Annotated in this window: 15 protein-coding genes and 1 pseudogene; 12 read left to right on the forward strand and 4 right to left on the reverse strand. The window is 58.1% G+C overall.

The window, feature by feature from the left end:
- Window positions 1–174 precede the first annotated feature (174 nt).
- The 3 genes from LVS58_RS14045 to mqo form a co-directional block, all read right to left on the reverse strand.
- Window positions 175–786 (reverse strand): helix-turn-helix transcriptional regulator, encoded by a 612-nt coding sequence (locus LVS58_RS14045; RefSeq protein ID WP_233691598.1) that lies wholly within the window; start codon window positions 784–786, stop codon window positions 175–177.
- Complete coding sequence (locus LVS58_RS14050) at window positions 786–1,424, reverse strand: hypothetical protein (RefSeq protein WP_233691599.1); 639 nt, start codon at window positions 1,422–1,424, stop codon at window positions 786–788. The genes LVS58_RS14045 and LVS58_RS14050 overlap by 1 nt, the downstream gene beginning before the upstream one ends.
- A 176-nt stretch (window positions 1,425–1,600) precedes the next feature.
- The gene (gene mqo / locus LVS58_RS14055; RefSeq protein WP_233691600.1) at window positions 1,601–3,238 is read right to left on the reverse strand and encodes a malate dehydrogenase (quinone); all 1,638 of its coding nucleotides are present in this window, start codon (window positions 3,236–3,238) and stop codon (window positions 1,601–1,603) included.
- Between the two features lie 332 nt (window positions 3,239–3,570).
- Here mqo and LVS58_RS14060 point away from each other — a divergent pair.
- The 3 genes and pseudogenes from LVS58_RS14060 (at window position 3,571) to LVS58_RS14070 (ending at window position 7,654) form a co-directional block, all read left to right on the forward strand.
- Window positions 3,571–4,102, forward strand: a pseudogene (locus LVS58_RS14060) (sigma-70 family RNA polymerase sigma factor).
- A 4-nt stretch (window positions 4,103–4,106) separates the two neighbouring features.
- Window positions 4,107–5,072, forward strand: coding sequence for a FecR domain-containing protein (locus LVS58_RS14065; protein ID WP_233691601.1), 966 nt, complete (start codon window positions 4,107–4,109; stop codon window positions 5,070–5,072).
- A 140-nt stretch (window positions 5,073–5,212) separates the two neighbouring features.
- Entirely contained in the window at window positions 5,213–7,654 is a 2,442-nt protein-coding gene (locus tag LVS58_RS14070; protein ID WP_233691602.1) for a TonB-dependent siderophore receptor, read from the forward strand.
- 88 nt (window positions 7,655–7,742) lie between these two features.
- On the opposite strand, the gene LVS58_RS14075 is transcribed toward LVS58_RS14070, so the two are convergent.
- Window positions 7,743–7,934, reverse strand: a complete 192-nt coding sequence (locus LVS58_RS14075; protein WP_003254720.1) for a YhfL family protein — start codon at window positions 7,932–7,934, stop codon at window positions 7,743–7,745.
- Window positions 7,935–8,122: 188 nt separating this feature from the next.
- Here LVS58_RS14075 and LVS58_RS14080 point away from each other — a divergent pair, with 188 nt between their 5' ends.
- The 9 genes from LVS58_RS14080 (at window position 8,123) to LVS58_RS14120 (ending at window position 16,186) form a co-directional block, all read left to right on the forward strand.
- A complete protein-coding gene (locus LVS58_RS14080) occupies window positions 8,123–8,740 on the forward strand; it encodes a LysE family transporter (RefSeq protein ID WP_233691603.1) in 618 nt (205 codons plus the stop codon).
- Window positions 8,741–9,278: 538 nt separating this feature from the next.
- Window positions 9,279–9,542, forward strand: coding sequence for a hypothetical protein (locus LVS58_RS14085; RefSeq protein WP_233691604.1), 264 nt, complete (start codon window positions 9,279–9,281; stop codon window positions 9,540–9,542).
- A gap of 136 nt (window positions 9,543–9,678) precedes the next feature.
- Entirely contained in the window at window positions 9,679–9,951 is a 273-nt protein-coding gene (locus LVS58_RS14090) for a DUF3077 domain-containing protein (protein ID WP_233691605.1), read from the forward strand.
- A gap of 383 nt (window positions 9,952–10,334) precedes the next feature.
- Window positions 10,335–10,643 carry a type II toxin-antitoxin system RelE/ParE family toxin gene (locus LVS58_RS14095; RefSeq protein WP_233691606.1) on the forward strand — a complete coding sequence of 103 codons (309 nt, stop codon included), beginning with the start codon at window positions 10,335–10,337 and terminating at the stop codon, window positions 10,641–10,643.
- Entirely contained in the window at window positions 10,640–10,990 is a 351-nt protein-coding gene (locus tag LVS58_RS14100) for an addiction module antidote protein (protein ID WP_019472417.1), read from the forward strand. The genes LVS58_RS14095 and LVS58_RS14100 overlap by 4 nt, the downstream gene beginning before the upstream one ends.
- A gap of 218 nt (window positions 10,991–11,208) precedes the next feature.
- Window positions 11,209–12,729, forward strand: coding sequence for a tyrosine-type recombinase/integrase (locus LVS58_RS25120; protein ID WP_233691607.1), 1,521 nt, complete (start codon window positions 11,209–11,211; stop codon window positions 12,727–12,729).
- A 727-nt stretch (window positions 12,730–13,456) separates the two neighbouring features.
- Complete coding sequence (locus tag LVS58_RS14110; protein ID WP_233691608.1) at window positions 13,457–13,855, forward strand: hypothetical protein; 399 nt, start codon at window positions 13,457–13,459, stop codon at window positions 13,853–13,855.
- Window positions 13,855–14,379: a hypothetical protein gene (locus LVS58_RS14115; RefSeq protein WP_233691609.1), complete on the forward strand. Its 525-nt coding sequence runs from the start codon at window positions 13,855–13,857 to the stop codon at window positions 14,377–14,379. Before LVS58_RS14110 ends, LVS58_RS14115 begins: the two co-directional genes overlap by 1 nt.
- Before the next feature lie 271 nt (window positions 14,380–14,650).
- Entirely contained in the window at window positions 14,651–16,186 is a 1,536-nt protein-coding gene (locus LVS58_RS14120; protein ID WP_233691610.1) for a hypothetical protein, read from the forward strand.
- Window positions 16,187–16,486 lie beyond the last annotated feature (300 nt).

Raw genomic sequence — 16,486 nt, forward strand, 5'->3', positions numbered from 1 at the left:
CAGCGGGTTAGCATGACGCTGCGATGTGGTGGCTTCTACTTATCCGTGATCGCAGATAAACAGGACGATAGAAACGTAAATATGATGCTGAAGATATGCGAACAAGCACTAAGCTAAGATCATTAGTGAATAAATGTTCTAAGTAACGTCCAGTTGTGAGTAACGGGCGCTCGATTACTGCTTGAGCAATACGAAACGGCAGACCTGCCCCCCGCGCAGCATGCATTCCTCATGGCTGACCTCACCGCCTCCCAGCGCACCGATCAGCGCCAGATCAAGCTCGCACACCACCGGGTGCACCTTGGCCAAGTGATGGAACACGCAATTGTGCGCGACAATCTGCGGCTCCCCCGCCGAGCGGAAGAACACCTGTGCCTCGTACCCGGCATTGTTCATATGCGCGACGATGCGGGCTTCATCCACCACCTCATGCTCCAGGTCTGCTGCCAACTTGCGCCCCAGCTGACGCATCAGCGCCAGCAAAGCCGCTTGCCCGAGCAAGCCAGCCACTTCACCAATCAGCAGGTTGGCCAGCAGCGGGTATTGGCGGGGGAACTGTTCGCGGGCAAGATCCGTCAGCTCGTGCAACTGCTCCGGGCGCCGCCCGGTAGGCCGGGTAGCGCCGCGTTTGACCAGGCCATCACGCGCCAGCGCTGCCAGGTGCTGGCGCACGGCCGTGCGGGTAATGGCCAGGGCCTGCGCCAGGTCGTCGATGCTCATGCCGGCTGGCTGATGCAACAACGCGTGGAGCAGGTCCTGTTGGGTACGGCCCAGGCCTTCGAGCATCAGAATTTGTCCGGGAACTGTTTGACCAGCGCCGCGGCCAGGGCGTCGGACAGGGTCAGGATATGCTCGTGCATCATCCCCCAGGTACGCGCCTCGCCCGCGTAGTCTCCCGCCGCCAGCTGGTCGATCTGCGCCACATGGTGGCCGCCATGGGCGCTGAGCAGCGTCAGCAGGGTCGGTTCGGGCAGGTTCGGGTTGGCCTTGGCCAGAAACGCAGCGAGGGCCTTGGCATTGCTGGTCAGCTCATCGACAGCGGCCTGTTGGCCCTTCTTGTCCTTGCCCACGGTGGCGTCGCTGTAATGCTTGATTGCGCCCCAGTGGCCAGCCAGCAGTTTCAGCAACTGGTCGGCGGCGGATTGGCCATATAACGGCGCGATGCTGTTGGCGATTCGGGTGGCGTCGCTGACCACTTCATTGGCGGCGACTTCCGCCTGTTTGGCGTTGCCGGCCTGGTTGGCGACAGCGTAGTTGCGAACCCAGAATATGTGTTCAACCCACAGGTCGCGCAGGGCCATGCGCGTGGTCATTGCAGCGGATGCTGCGGGGTTGGCGGCGGGGGTTGAGGTGGAGTAGCTCTGGCTCCATGCCGGCTGAGCGCACAGGGCGAGCAGCAGTAAGGCGGCAATCTTGATGTTCATGACGGCACCCTCCTGGAGGGGATCGACTGACAAGATTAATTCAAGCATCAAAATATGTTTTTATTGGGCCTGTTTTGTAGTTTCTGATCAGTGGTTTCCTTGTGCTGCGAGGAGGCCCGAACAGGCAAAAAAAAACCACGAGGTTTCCCCCGTGGCTTTTTCACAACAATGGCCGATTAAAGCGCCATGTCGTTCTCAGGCTTGCTCTCAACCGGCTTGCTCGCCGCGCCACCGAAGTCAACGCTGGCGTCGATCACCGGCGGTTTCTCCAGCTGCAGCACTTCAGCAGTGTAGTTCCACGCTTTCTGGGTGGCCGCTGCCGAGTCGTTCAGCTTGGTGCCGTAGCTCGGTACGATCTGCTTGATCTTGGCCTGCCACTCTGGGGTAGCGACCTTTTCCTTGAACACGGTTTCCAGCACGTTCAACATGATCGGCGCAGCAGTCGAAGCACCTGGCGAGGCACCCAGCAGGCCGGCAATGGTACGGTCTTCGGACGCGACCACTTCGGTGCCCAGCTTCAGCACGCCGCCCTTCTCGGCATCACGCTTGATGATCTGCACACGCTGGCCGGCCTGCCACAGGCGCCAGTCTTCCTTCTTGGCATTCGGGAAGTAGGTGCGCAGGGCTTCGAAGCGGTCATCGTCAGACAGCATCAGCTGGCCAGCGAGGTACTCCACCAGGGGGTACTGTTCGATACCGACCTTGGTCATCGGCCACACGTTGTGGGTGGTGGTGCTGCTCAGCAGGTCCAGGTACGAACCGTTCTTCAGGAACTTGGTCGAGAAGGTGGCAAATGGGCCAAACAGGATCACGCGCTTGCCGTCCAGCACGCGGGTGTCCAGGTGCGGTACCGACATGGGTGGCGCACCGGTCGAGGCAATGCCGTACGCCTTGGCCATGTGCTGCATGGCAATGGTCGGGTTCTCGGTCACCAGGAACGAGCCACCCACCGGGAAGCCTGCGTATTCCTTGGCTTCAGGAATGCCCGACTTCTGTAGCAGCTTCAGTGCGCCGCCGCCGGCACCGATGAACAGGAACTTGGCGTCGGTAGCCGACTCGGTACCGTCCTTCAGGTTCTTGTATTCAACGTGCCAGGAGCCGTCCTTGTTGCGGGTGATGTCCTGCACTTCGCTGGACAGCTTCAGGTCAAACTTGTCCTGGGTTTTCAGGTGGCCGACCATCTGGCGGGTGATCTCGCCGAAGTTGACGTCGGTGCCGATTGGCGTCCAGGTCACGGCCAGCTTCTGGTTCGGGTCGCGCCCTTCCATCATCAGCGGGACCCACTTGGCGATCTGCGCGTGGTCCTCGGAGTACTGCATCGGGCGGAACAGCGGGCTGGCCTGCAGCGCGTCGTAACGCTTTTTCAGGAACTTGATGTTGTCATCGCCCCACACGAAGCTCATGTGCGGAGTGGTGTTGATGAACGAGTGCGGGTTCTTCAGCACGCCCTGGCGAACCTGCCAGGCCCAGAACTGACGGGAAATCTGGAAGGCTTCGTTGATTTCGATGGCCTTGGCGATGTTGACGTTGCCGTCTTTGTCTTCCGGGGTGTAGTTCAGCTCGGCCAGCGCGGAGTGGCCGGTACCGGCGTTGTTCCAGCCGTTGGAGCTTTCCTCAGCCACACCGTCCAGGCGCTCGACCATTTCCATCGACCAGCTTGGCTCCAGCTCGTGCAGCCACACGGCCAGGGTAGAGCTCATGATGCCGCCGCCGACCAGCAGCACGTCTACTTTCTTGGTTTCTGCGGCGTGCACTTGCATGAAGCTCGCAGCGACAGCCAGACCCAGCAAGGTCTTGCCAGCTTTCTTGAACATTGATCTATTCCAGTCAGGAGAACGGAGGGAGGGCCTGTGGCTGGCCCAGGTGTTCCGTGTTCTTCAGCGCAGGCTTGTTGTTGATCATTGTTCGGCAGCCAGAGAACCAGAAAACGACTCGGCCTTTTGTCGAATTGACCGACAGGGCTGAATCGTTTTTCTGATTGTATCCGAAATGCCTGCGCAAACAAATTGCCGGTCCTCGCGTCAAGGTGACGGGTTGTCCCAGGGCATAGCCGCAAGCGTTGCAGTGATTGCAGTATTCTTCCCGCGCCCCTACTATTGCGATCATTTCTCATTCGCACCATTATGCGTTCGCGCCGGATGCCGCCGTGGTTTCGATCCCAGAGTTGAACACCTCGCTCCATACCCTGTACCACAGCCATTCGCGCTGGTTGCTCGGCTTTCTGTACCGCCGGTTAGGCAGCCGCTGCGATGCCGCCGACCTGGTGCAGGACACGTTTGTGCGCATCCTCAACCGCCCAAGGCAGTTCGACGGAGCACGCGGCGAACGCTCGTACCTGGCGACCATCGCCCGCGGCCTGTGCGTGGACCACTGGCGCCGGCAAAAAGCTGGAACAGGCCTGGTTGCAGCAGCTGGCCTTGCAGCCCGAGGCACTGCAGCCCTCCCCCGAACAGCGTGCGGTCATTGTCGAGACCCTGCACGAGGTGGACGCCATGCTGCTGCGTTTGCCGAGCAAGGTGCGCCAGGCATTCCTGCTGGCGCAGATCGATGGCCTGGCCTACCGCGATATTGCCGCACACCTCGGGGTCAGCGAACGCATGATCAAGAAGTACCTGGCACAGGCGTTTCTGCATTGCGCCATTCTTGAAGCCGAACTCGACGGCTTGCTGGTGGAGTGACGGCATGACCGCGCCCGCGCAAAAACTCAGCCACGCCAGCCTGCAGCAGGCCGCGCACTGGTACGTGCAGTTGCAGGACGAAAACGCCGCCCCGCAGTTGCGCACCCAGTGGCAGCACTGGTTTGACCAGCACGGCGACCATCAGGCGGCCTGGCACTATGTGCAACGGGTCGGCCAGCGTTTTGCCCCGCTGCAGGCCGAAGCCGCAGCGGCAGGCCGGGCATTGCGTGAGCACGACGCGCGGCGCTTCAGCCGGCGCACCGGGCTCAAGTCGCTGCTGGTGCTTGGCGCCAGCTCCCTGCTTGGCTGGCGGGCGTGGCACGGTGCCCCGTTATCGGGTTGGGATGCCGACATTGCCACCGGCATCGGTGAAACCTGCCAAACGCGCCTGGCCGATGACAGCCAGTTGTGGCTGGGGGCGCAAAGCGCCGTGGACATGGAGTTTTCCGCGCTCAGCCGGGTACTGCGTCTGCGCTTTGGCGAGCTGCTGGTGGAAACCGCCCACGACCCGCGCCGCCCGTTCTTCGTCGACACTGCGCAAGGCCGCATGCAGGCCATGGGAACACGCTTTGCAGTTTGCCAGCTGGGCGAAAATACCCGGCTGGATGTATACGCCGGCGCTGTTGAGGTATGCACGGCTCAAAGCGGCGAGCGCTGCATCGTGCCAGCGGGCCAGCAGGTGGACTTTAGCGCTCAGGCAATCAGCAACACCCGCCCGGCGCAAAGCGCGGGCGAGTCGTGGATTTATCACCGGCTCAATGCCGAAGACATGCCATTGGCGCATTTGCTGCAAACGCTGGGGCGCTATCGCCATGGGCACCTGGGTTGGCACCCGGATGTCGCCAAGCTGTCGGTGATGGGTGCCTTCCCGCTCAACGATACCGACCGCGCCCTGGCCTTGTTGCAAGCGGCATTGCCGGTGCGGGTGCAGCGGCTGACGCCATGGTGGGTCACAGTCGAGCCAGCCTGATATCTGTATAGGGCTTCGCCCGCGAAGATCCTCTCAGGGCCAACCAATAAAAAACTTCCAGCCCAGTTCCCTTTTTCCAATCTCGTTCGGTTAACCCGGCATAGCGCTTCCAAATCACCCTTTCGATCCCAGAGACCAGCATGCCGACGCCCTTCCACCCTGCGTTCCGCCTGGCGCTTGCCGCGCCACTCTCACTATGCGCTGCCGCGCCACTGATGCTGCCGGCACCCCTGGCCCACGCCGAACAGGCGGCCAGCGCCGAAACCCGCTTCAACATCGCACCCGGCTCGCTCACCAGTGCCCTCAACCAGTTCAGCAGCCAGGCCGGCATCTACCTGGCTGGCAGCAACGAACTGGCCGCCGGCAAAACCAGCCAGGGGCTGCAAGGCCGCTTCAGCGTCGCCCAAGGCCTGGCCCGGCTGCTACAGGGCAGCGGCCTGCAAGCCGTGCCCCAAGGCAGCGCGGGTTATGTGCTGCTACCGCTTGCCGATGGCACCGCCCTGCAACTGGATGCCACGTCGATCAACGCCGCTACCCTGGTCGCCAGCAACGGCCAGGGCGATAGCGGCTACCGCGCCGTCGCCAGTGCCACCGCCAGCAAAACCAGCAGCGCCCTGGCCGACATCCCGCGCTCGGTTTCGGTGGTAACCCGCCAGCGCATGGATGACCAGCAATCGCAAACCCTTACCGAGGTGCTGGGCTATGTGCCAGGCATTTTCTCCCCGCCGTTTGCCGGCGGGGATGGCCAGGCGGGTGACCTGTTCTTCATCCGTGGCTTCAACGCCACCGACTACGGCTATGGCCTGTTACGCGACGGCCTGCGGGTGCAGGGCAACCGCTACGACACCAGCAGCGAACCCTACGGCCTGGAGCGAGTGGAAGTGTTCCGCGGGCCGACTTCGATCCTGTATGGCGAAAACGCCCCGGGTGGCGTGGTCAACCTGGTCAGCAAGCGGCCTACTGCCCAAGCGCGCGGCGAAGTGCAACTAAGCTACGGCTCGCATAACCGTCGCCAGTTGGGCGTCGACGTTTCCGGCCCACTGACCGATGAGGGCAATATCCTCGGCCGCCTGGTGATGATGGGCCGCAAGGCCGACACCCAGGTCGACCATCAGCCCGACGACCGCATGTACATTGCCCCGTCGCTGACCTTGAATTTCGACGACTTCAACAGCCTGACCGTGCTGGCCACCTACCAGCGCGACCGCACCTTGATGGAACTCGGTTACCCGGCCGCCGGCACCCTGCTGCACAACCCCAACGGCAAGATCGACAAGGACCAGTTGTCCGGCAACCCGGACTGGGACAACTTCGAACGGGAAACCTGGAGCCTGGGCTACGAGTTCAGCCACCGCTTCAACGACACCTGGAAGTTCCGCCAGAACTCGCGCTACATGCAGTCGCGCATCGACCGCCAGGAAATGTGGCCAGGCAGCCTGAACAACGACGGCTTCGGCACCACCTTGGGTAACACTGCCTACGACCGCTACAACAAGTCCATCGCCTACTCGCTGGACAACCAGTTCGAAGGCCACTTCATCAGCGGTGCGTTCGACCATACCTTCCTGGTGGGGGCAAGCCTGGACCGCACGTCGTTCAACCAGGATTGGGACGCGGGCAATGGCGGCACCATCAATGTGTTCGACCCGGTGTGGAACGGCAAGCCAAGCACGCCCCTGCATGTGCAGAACGCCTTGCTCGATCAGACCATGTACGGCCTCTATAGCCAACTGCAAACCAAGGTCGACAACTGGGTGCTGCTGTTGGGTGGGCGACTGGACCGGGTCAACAGCCAGTTCCGCAACAAAGCCGGCACCCTTAACGCACAAGCCGACATGGACAGCTGGGACAGCAAGTTCACCTGGCAGACCGGGGTGATGTACCAGTTTGAAAACGGCCTGTCGCCGTACTTCAGTTACTCCACCGCCTTTGCCCCGACCCAGCAGACCGAAAGCAGGAGCGGCCCGCTGGACCCGACCACCAGCGAGCAGTACGAAGTGGGTATCAAGTACGAGCCCAAAGGCTGGAACACCGCCTTCACCGCGTCCGTGTACGACCTGCGCAAGAAGGACGATGTACTGTTTGATTCCGCCATCGGTGACTATCGCCAGATCGGTGCCAGCCGGGCCAAGGGCGTGGAGCTGGAACTTAACAGCGACCTGAGCGAAAACCTCAACGTCACCGCCGCCTACACCTACACCGATTCGCGCATTACCAAGGACGTGGCCGGGTCGTTGTATGAAGACCACCAGATGACCGGCGTGCCACGCAACCAGGCGTCGGTGTGGAGCACGTATCGCTTCCGTGACGGCCTGCTCAAGGGCTTGCAGATCGGCGGCGGCGTGCGCCACTTCGACAGTACCTTCGCCTATACCCCGGCGAGCCTGTACGGCAAGCTGGATACCGGTGACGTGACGCTGGTGGATGCCAAGGTGGGCTATGAAATCGACGAAAACTGGTCGGTCGAAGTCAACGCCCGCAACCTGTTCGACAAAGAGTATGTGGCAGGCTGCAACAACGCCGGCCGTTGCTACTGGGGTGAAGAGCGCACGCTGCTGGGAACCGTGTCGCTGCGCTGGTAAGTGGCCCACAAACAAAAGCCCCCGGCCATTTACATGACCGGGGGCCTTGGATCACGTCGCAAGCGTCGCGATCAGGGTACCGCCAAGATTACTGCTGCTGAGGCAGTTTATCGATCGGGCCGCAGCCACCGATGATCTTGGAGATGGAAACCGAAGGGTGGAACAGGTAGTCGTAAGTGCAGTTTTTCGGTTGGTTGTAAACTTGGCCAGTGCAACCCGACAGCAGGGCAACACCCGAGACAACAGCAACGGCTACGGTGGCCTTGAACAGCTTTTTCATACAAAGTCCTTTAAATGAGTCATCTTCGGCCATCATCTGATGGCCGCGGGATGATACAGACTCCATCCATTGGATCCAAGTCGTACCTGGCACAAGTTCGTTGCAATCGTGCAACAACAGGTTGAAAAGCGCGCCTTTGGCGACGATAGTTCAGGGCACCGCCTTCGTATTGCCAACAGGAACTCTCCATGCTCGGTGTCACCGACTACGGCGCATTCGTCATCGCTTTCCTCATTCTGCTGGCCATCCCCGGCCCAGGCAATTTCGCCCTGATCACCGCAACCGGCAAGGGCGGTATCAAGGCTGGGCTGGCTGCGACACTTGGGGTGATCGTGGGTGACCAGGTGCTGCTGTGGCTGGCGGTAGCGGGCGTCGCCACACTGCTGGCCACCTACCCCACGGCCTTCCACATGGTGCAATGGGCCGGTGCTGCGTACCTGGCGTACCTGGGCCTGCGCATGCTCCTGAGCAAACCCGGTGGTGCTGCACACACCTGCCGCATGGACAACGGTCAGTACCTGCGCCAGACCATGATGATCACCCTGCTAAACCCCAAGGCGATCATGTTCTACATGGCGTTTTTCCCGCTGTTCGTCGACCCGGTGAAGCACCAAGGGCTGGTGACGTTCGGCTTCATGGCTGCGACGGTGGCGGTGGTGACCTTCGTGTATGGGTTGATTGCCGTGGTGCTGACGCACCAGTTGGCTGAACGCATGCGCGCCAACCCACGAATCAGCAACCTGTTCGAGCGGTTGGCTGGGGCTTGTCTGGTAGGGTTTGGTATCAAGTTGGCGGCGATGCGCTGAGCAAGGCCGCGGCACAGTTTGTGGGTCACCTCGCTTGCTCAAGCACCACATCGCGGCCTGCCAGCTCAGGCAGCATGCAGCCGGCGCCGGGTGCGAAAGGGTTGCGGTACGGGTCCATGGGCTACCTCCAGAGAACGGTTATAGCAATAGATAGCGATGTCTAGCGATTTTCGCTATCTATTAGTAGATTTCGGTAGCGTTTGCCCTTCGGCGCTGCAAATAAGCCCCCGTCCTACAGCTTGAACTCAGAATTATTCCCTTTCTTGTAGGGCGTTTCCCAAACATACTGGCAACCCGCTCAAACTGTTGCGACGGATCCGGTCGCGCTCTAGTCTCAGCTTGTCGTTGCAAAATCAACGGCCGGCTTTGACAGGCCGACGATTTCCCGCACACGTGCACTGTTTATGGCGGCTGTACGTGGGGCACCGTCGTGTGCGCCGAGTTACTCCGGGATCCTCGGTCTGTCAACCCATGTACAGCTGCCACCCTCTTGTTTGACAGCAAGCTTGCGGCAGCTCCAATGATCCTGGAGATGTGTATGCGCAAGATGGTCCCTGATCCACCCTACTCCCTCGAATCCACCCAGGCCCTGCAAGACACACTGGTCCAGTCCTCAGAGTACATACTCTGCGCCCTGTCCGTGGCGCGCCAGTCCATACAACTCAAGCCTACCGCCCACAGCTCGATTGTGATGCAGGCCGTGATCCATGAAATGGAGGAGGTACAGAGCCTGGTGGAGTCGGCATTGATGCAATTGCAGATGCGGCCGCACTTACCCAGTGAGCCGTACACCCTGCACTAGCAGGCCTGGCCTCTTCGCGGCTAAAGCCGCTCCCACAGGGTTATCTCCGCCCGCAGGCACTGCACAGCACCTGTGGGAGCGGGTTCACCCGCGAAGAGGCCAGCCCAGGCAACCCAGAACCCAGGGAAACAAATCAATGCCCACCGACAACACACAAGAACCCACCACAGTCGGCAAGACCTGCTTCTACCAAGGCGAAAACAGCACCCACCCGCTGTTCCGCATCGAACCCGGCATCCCCTGCCAGGAGGCCCGCGAACAGGCCTCCGAACTGATGGGCTACGTGCGCGACCTGATCATCACCGGCCTGATGGACGGCGACCAGAAACTGATCTGGGCCTCGCACTACCTGAGTGCGATGGCCAAGGCGCTGCTGGATGATGCTGAATTGGGGATGATGAAAAAGTAAGGCGGGGCCTGTCCCGTGACAACGGACAGGCCCAGGCACAACGAAAAAGCCCCTGGAGACGCGATGCATCCAGGGGTTGCATTTATTTACCGCGTCTCGCCGGAAAAGGACCCAAAAGCGCCCTCGACCGACGGCAGGGTAGCGACATCTTCCACGGCGATGTAGTCCGTTTCCCAAACTCAGACCAATCCCGCTCCGGCCGTTGCCAGTGCTCAACTTGCGCCTTAGCCTCATCACGTCATGGCCATTCAACGACGGACGATGACAGACGGCCATCACTTCTATGCGCCCTTTTCGTGGCGGTTACCACGTCCACACAGGACTGCAAGCCACTCCATCGATCCCTCATATACAAGGAGTAGCCACTAGGCTACATTTAATGCATGCCGAATCAGATCGACACTACGTCGGAATTTGACGATTGGCTGGATGGCGTGAAAGATCCGATCGGTAAAGGTGCAGTCACCGCAAGACTCGCACGAGCGGAAAATGGCAGCTTTGGCGATATCGAATCAGTTGGCGATGGCGTCAGTGAGATGCGGGTGTTTGTAGGTCCCGGATATCGGATCTACTTCGTACGAACGGGCTCGACCCGCTACCTGATGCTCTACGGTAGCGATAAAGCAGACCAGCACAGAGCCATTAATCGCGCCAAGCAAATCCTTGATGTTATACGAGGTAAACAACGATGAGCGACACATTCACCGCCGAAGACATGCCCATCCTTGAGCTCGATTTGAGCAATACCAAGCGCTTCGAGGCCTCCCGGTTTCTGAACAGTCCCGAAACCATCGCGGCTTTTCTGGCGGAGGCAATGAAGGCTAACGACGCGCAAACTCTGATGCATGCCTTGGGGGAAGTGGCAAAAGCCAAGGGCGTGAATCAGTTTGCGCAAGACGCAGGCGTGAATCGTGAGTCCCTTTACAAAACGTTGAAGGGCGGCGATAAAACTCGTTTCACTACTATTCAAAAGCTCATGCTTGCCTTGGGTGTAGAGCTCACTGTCAGACCGCTCAAGAAGCTCCCCGCTTCCTCATAGGCGCGCCTCGCGCAATTGGGGCTGCTGACTTCAAACCATTTAGCGACGTACAACGAAAAAGCCCCTGAAAGCTTTCGCTTTCAGGGGCTTGATCTTGTATGGCGGAGAGATAGGGACTCACCACACACGAACGCAACCACCTTAAAACACTAGGATCATTGGCTTGAAGAGGGGTTTTACGTACAATTGCTACGTACAATCACCTTGAGTAGCCCCCTGTGGCAGACAACCTTCAGCAACAAGGCGGAACATGGCACGTTCGCCTCGCCATTCCAGCGGACGTGCAGAAAGCTTTCGGCGGGAGGAAGGTCCTCTCCAAGTCGCTGGAAACTCGCCAGCGGTCCGAAGCGATGAACCTTCGCTTACCTTACCTCGCTCAGTGGAAGGCCCAGATCGCAGACGCCAGGGCACAGGTAAACGCACTGAAAGAGAACTGGCGCCCTGAGCTTGCAGCCCGTAGCGCCGCCCTCGACAAGCTAGTTGACACTCGCTTGTTGGCCGCAGCGAAACGAGTACCTACAATAAGAACGCATACCCCTGATGACCTTGATGAGGCGAAGCGAAAGCTATTCGAGCTCATTAGCGCCCAATACTTGGACGCCTTTGAGTGGGAAGGCAGAGGGGTTAAAGGGCTGGTGGAACTGCTCGATGCGGATAACGCGCAAGATCCTGCGGAGAGCTATGTAGAAGCAGTTCAGCAGGCAGCCGCGCTTACCCGAGAATACTCGTCACGAATAAACGCGTTCGTGCTCGGGCTAACGCCATCCGAGGCATCCGAAGCCTCGATCATCCTCAAAGACCCAACCAGCTATAAGCCCAGGTCGCCAATCACCAAGCCCCGGCTAGCCGCGTTCCGCGCAGCCCGCGAAGGGCTGAAAATCTCCGACAAGAACGTAGACCAGCAGGAGTCGAAGCTTCAGAAACTTTCAGCTTTCCTAGGCGACAATGGTAAACCTCTGGACTTTGATGTGGTAGCAGCCTGGCTGGACTCCCTGACCGTCTCCGCCAAGACGAAGGCTCAGTACATCAATGCTGGTACCACCTTCTGGAAGTGGGCGATGAAGTACGACGCCCAATGGCGTGAAGACTTCAAGGGCGCCGCAAATCCATTCGAGAACCACGATCTGGCCGCAAGGAAGGCCAGGGAGAAGTTCGACTCTCAGCGAAAGGACTTCTCATTAGCTGAGCTGGCTAAGTTGCATTCAGCCGCAATCAACGGCGGGAATAGCAAGCTTGCTGACCTGATCCTGCTGGGTACATACACTGGCGCCCGGATCGAGGAGCTTTGCCAGCTTCGTGCTGAAGATGTAATTGAGGTGGACGGTGTGCAAAGCTTCGACATTGCCGATAGTAAGACCTTTGCAGGGATTCGTGTCGTCCCGGTACACCCTGCCCTGACTAGCGTGGTGCAGCGCCTTATGGCGGATTCGCAGGACGGCTATCTCGTACCGTCTAACTCAAAGAACAAGTACGGTATTCGGTCGGACCTTCATAGTAAGGCGTTCGGCAGGCTTAAGAAATCGCTGGGGTTCGGTAAGGACCATGTCTTCCATAGCATACGAATGACCGCCATTACCCAGCTCGTGCGTGCCGACGTATCCGGCCCTCTGATCGCTGAGCTAGTTGGCCACGAGACAGGCACCGTGACCTTCGACACATATAGCCAGGGCGCAAGCGCCGCCCAGAAGCTAGTGGCCATCTCCAAGATTCCAGAGCTTCCAGCCGTCCCGACCACCTGATTGCACTACGCATATAGCCCGCAGATTAACCTACTGCGGGCAAAGACTGGCTACAGATAACCGCACGTCCGATCACCAAAGAAACATCTTGCGTCATGACTGACTTTATGCTTGACAACTCTTTAGGTCCGTGGTAGTATATCTTGTTGAGTGGGAGCCCCACTCGACCCTCTTCCCTCGTGATACCCATATCCCCGACTGCTAGCGCACCGACTGAGACGAACGGCTCTGTAAGTGCGGCATAACCTGTTGCTCGATCCAGGGCAGATGATCGAGACTTCATTAGGTCGCAAGTTGTACCAAGAAGTTAATTAGGCTTCGGGAGTCTTAGCTTCAAGGTATTCCTCGGCTAGGGGAGCAACGCAACTAGCTACTACTTTTAAGCTTTCCCGGCAACGGGAAGCCCGCACTTCAACTTAGAAGCGCAGTACATCTTGATTCCAACTTGACCCCTAAGCTCTTAATAGAGCCAGGGGTTTACTTTGCCCGCTGTAAATCTTTAATTCATGGAGGTCATAACTATGGGCCAGCGCCCTTTAAAACGTAACACCTGCTCGGGATGTGGACGAACCCACTACTCCCGATCCACCCTTACCCGCTTCTGTGGGTCAACTTGCCAGAGTCGTACCTGGCGGCAGAACAACAAAGCCACTCAAGAGCAACTTGAACAAGAGTACCTTGCCCAGGAAGCAGAGAAGGCAGCCCAGCAAGACAAGGAAGCCGCTTGATGCCCAGTAATAATATCTGGCTCGAAGTTCGTAAGGATAATGGAGCCATCTTGTCGTACTTCCTGGAGATGCCTCAAGCCCCTTATGCGACAGTCGATTATGTCCAGGCTACCACGGACGAACTGCTGTACTTGAATACTCTAGAAGACTTTATTCTCCCAACTGGAATGATAGCCACTCTAGATGACCTTGCGAGCCACAGAGAGCGCTTGCAAGCAGCAAAGAAGAAGACCCTGACTCTACCCGCAGGGCCGAACAAGAAGCCCTCTCAGAAGCCCTCACAGAGCATTACAGAGGTTACTGATAATAAACAACGTGCAATCAAGAAGCTTTCCAAGGCAGAGTTTATGTCGGGCTTCAAGAAGGTTGACAAGCCAAACAAACAAGGAAATGAATAATGAACACATACACCTATGGACTCGATGTTGTTGAGTTCTTCAAGCACGACGACGCAGAGCTACAGCAGCTACTTGATCAGCGAGTTATCAGATATAATAGTAATTCGGAAGGGCTCAGCCATAAGGGGATGGCGGCTAATGTGGACTATGTTCGCCATAAACCTCTTGAGATGTCCCTGATCGAGCTTCAAGAAGAGGTGCTGCAAGGTTATAGAATTGTAAAGGCTAATGCCGAGTCTTTGTTCTTCAAGGCCATTCTGCGTAAACCCGAGAAGGTAATTAAGACCGAGCTGCGCAAGCTAGAAGAGTTGGTGCGTACTGAGTATGAACAGAGTCGGTATGAGCGCAATGCTGCTGAGACTGCTCGCCAAGTTGAACTCACCATCTCAATGCAGCGCCGTAAAGCAGAAGCCAAGGCAGCAGCAGAGCAGGCCGCAGCTTTAGCCGCACAGCAAGCAAGTGAAGAAGCAACCGCCCTGGCCGACCTTCGTCGTGCATACGCAGAGCCTGCCGAGGTGGCCTAACTGGCCCCTTACGTAAGTACTTGAAGGCGGCAGGTAGTATAGATTCTGTCCGCCTTAATCGCTCAAACCAGCATGGCACTAGGGCTCCAGCCCAATCAGCTATGCCCAACTCCAGTAGGAACCTACATGCGAATCTCAGTATACCGGCCTGAACACCGAGCGAAGTTGCTTCGCTTAATGGAGCACACAGGCGCCATTAACCCTACCCGAGTGGTAGAACAATTGATTGAAGAAGCTGCCATGCGGCTTGATTCCCTAGAGAGTGGAACGAATGTCACCAAGCAAGGCCAAGAAGAACAACACCCGTAACTACAGTTACACCTGCTACACCTGCAACAGTCCGTACACAGGACGCCGAGAGCAGGCGGACAAGACCAAGCGCTTCTGCAAAGATAGCTGTAGAAAGGCCAAGTCTAGGGGCGCTGATAAAGCAACAAAGCGGCGGTCCCGCATAGAGGAACAATTCACCCGATTCTGTAAGAGCAGTTTCGGGCAGTGGATCATCCGAGAGTGCTTCCAGGCCAACACCGTCTGCATCATGATGGGCCACACCACTGCTTCACTATTCGAGCTAGAGCAGTTCCACAACCGCTACTACAAGTGCTATGGCTTCAACCCGGATGAGCGAATGTCTGTATACCATCGCTGCCACATTCAGGCCCGTAAAGGCGTAGATGGCTCAGTGGGGGCGCTGCATCCACTTAACCTATTCATCGGTCTATCGCTGCTTAACCAGCAAGCCGGTAACAAGTTCATTTCAGCAGATGCGGGGCTGAGCATTCCTGCCCACAAGCTGCTAAAGAAGTGGCAAGTAGGCGTAGGCGATACCAACAAGCAGGTAGCCAAGAAGGTAAGTGCCTTGCTGGGCGAAGAGTTCGTTGAATATCTGGCCCAATCCAGTGCTTTGAAGCTGGATACGCTGCATACCTTGGCACAGCGAATCTACAACCGGCAGCAGAAAGGCACAGCGGTACGGGAACTGGAAGACAGCTATACGCTTGGCCAGCTTGAACAGCTACTGCTTGAGCAGTTAGAGCTGATGGACGCCTACCAGCGTGGCAAAGATTCGGTCGCTAGGTTTAAGCCCGAACTACACACTCGCGCAGCACTATGTGTATATGCAGATGAACTAGAGCGGATGGCAGTGGTATCGCCATCACAGCGGCACCGTGATAACTGCATCTTTATGCTTGGTCTGGTCCGGGTGCTTGGCATCTATATCGCCCAGCGTGAATGCCCACTTGAAGGTGCCCACAAAAGCTTCTTGCCGCAAAAGGGTATCGAATGGCAGCCGCTGGTCTATATGAACTGGCAGCAGCCGTGGGGCAAGCCTAGCAAACAACTTGTTGATGCTGACCACCAACTGTTGATCGCCAGCATCACGGACCACTGCTATCACGCCCTATCGGGGGCAGACATCTCTAAGGGCTTGCTGTGTGCTCGCCTGCTGAAGCGGCTTGATGTGGCGGCACTGATGCCTAGGGTGCTTATACCTGATGAGCAACGCTTCAAGAAGCTGGGTACATGGCCTGATTACATCACTGCTTTGTACGCAGATGCTGAGCAGGTGTGGAAGCCATTGCTTGCACTTGACCTTTGCACCGTTGAACAGGTTGAAGCTGCCCGCACCAGCTTACTTGACTGCCTGCATTCTGCTATCGAGAAAGGCCGTCGAGACTACTTGGCGCAACCTCGATTCAAGCGGATGCATCGAGGCCGCTACTACGATCAGTGGGGCTTTAAAGGATACCCAGCACACCTTGAGCCCCCACCAGTGGCAGCAGAGCCGTCACCGCTGGCGGCATAGGCGGATCAGCTTTGAGCCATCTCCCGGTAACTAATCGTAGAACTAGTTGCTATCTAATCTCTTCCGGGCGACAAGGCCAGTGCTGGCATACCGTTACACCCGGCTAGGCTCCTATTTACGGGGCCTCCGCTAGATCTGGGTTAAGCTAATCGCCTTAAATACGTTGAGATTTACTTTCCTCGCTGACTTCTGCCCCAAAGCCTCAGCGAAGGGAAGAACTCAAGGTATTGGCCTACGCCGTAAACCAGCAGAATCCCCAGTGCGGATACGACGTACTTAGCTTGCATAGCCATCGCAAAG

This window comes from Pseudomonas sp. JR33AA, from assembly GCF_021378985.1.
Lineage (GTDB): Bacteria > Pseudomonadota > Gammaproteobacteria > Pseudomonadales > Pseudomonadaceae > Aquipseudomonas > Aquipseudomonas alloputida.

Bases quoted from the DNA above. Each gene is read 5' to 3' on its own strand.
- LVS58_RS14085 (WP_233691604.1), top strand. From the start codon at position 9,279: ATGCGCAAGATGGTCCCTGATCCACCCTACTCCCTCGAATCCACCCAG.
- LVS58_RS14095 (WP_233691606.1), top strand. From the start codon at position 10,335: ATGCCGAATCAGATCGACACTACGTCGGAATTTGACGATTGGCTGGAT.
- mqo (WP_233691600.1), bottom strand. From the start codon at position 3,238: ATGTTCAAGAAAGCTGGCAAGACCTTGCTGGGTCTGGCTGTCGCTGCG.
- LVS58_RS14080 (WP_233691603.1), top strand. From the start codon at position 8,123: ATGCTCGGTGTCACCGACTACGGCGCATTCGTCATCGCTTTCCTCATT.
- LVS58_RS14065 (WP_233691601.1), top strand. From the start codon at position 4,107: ATGACCGCGCCCGCGCAAAAACTCAGCCACGCCAGCCTGCAGCAGGCC.
- LVS58_RS14045 (WP_233691598.1), bottom strand. From the start codon at position 786: ATGCTCGAAGGCCTGGGCCGTACCCAACAGGACCTGCTCCACGCGTTG.
- LVS58_RS14050 (WP_233691599.1), bottom strand. From the start codon at position 1,424: ATGAACATCAAGATTGCCGCCTTACTGCTGCTCGCCCTGTGCGCTCAG.
- LVS58_RS14090 (WP_233691605.1), top strand. From the start codon at position 9,679: ATGCCCACCGACAACACACAAGAACCCACCACAGTCGGCAAGACCTGC.
- LVS58_RS14110 (WP_233691608.1), top strand. From the start codon at position 13,457: ATGCCCAGTAATAATATCTGGCTCGAAGTTCGTAAGGATAATGGAGCC.
- LVS58_RS14120 (WP_233691610.1), top strand. From the start codon at position 14,651: ATGTCACCAAGCAAGGCCAAGAAGAACAACACCCGTAACTACAGTTAC.
- LVS58_RS14075 (WP_003254720.1), bottom strand. From the start codon at position 7,934: ATGAAAAAGCTGTTCAAGGCCACCGTAGCCGTTGCTGTTGTCTCGGGT.
- LVS58_RS14100 (WP_019472417.1), top strand. From the start codon at position 10,640: ATGAGCGACACATTCACCGCCGAAGACATGCCCATCCTTGAGCTCGAT.
- LVS58_RS14070 (WP_233691602.1), top strand. From the start codon at position 5,213: ATGCCGACGCCCTTCCACCCTGCGTTCCGCCTGGCGCTTGCCGCGCCA.
- LVS58_RS14115 (WP_233691609.1), top strand. From the start codon at position 13,855: ATGAACACATACACCTATGGACTCGATGTTGTTGAGTTCTTCAAGCAC.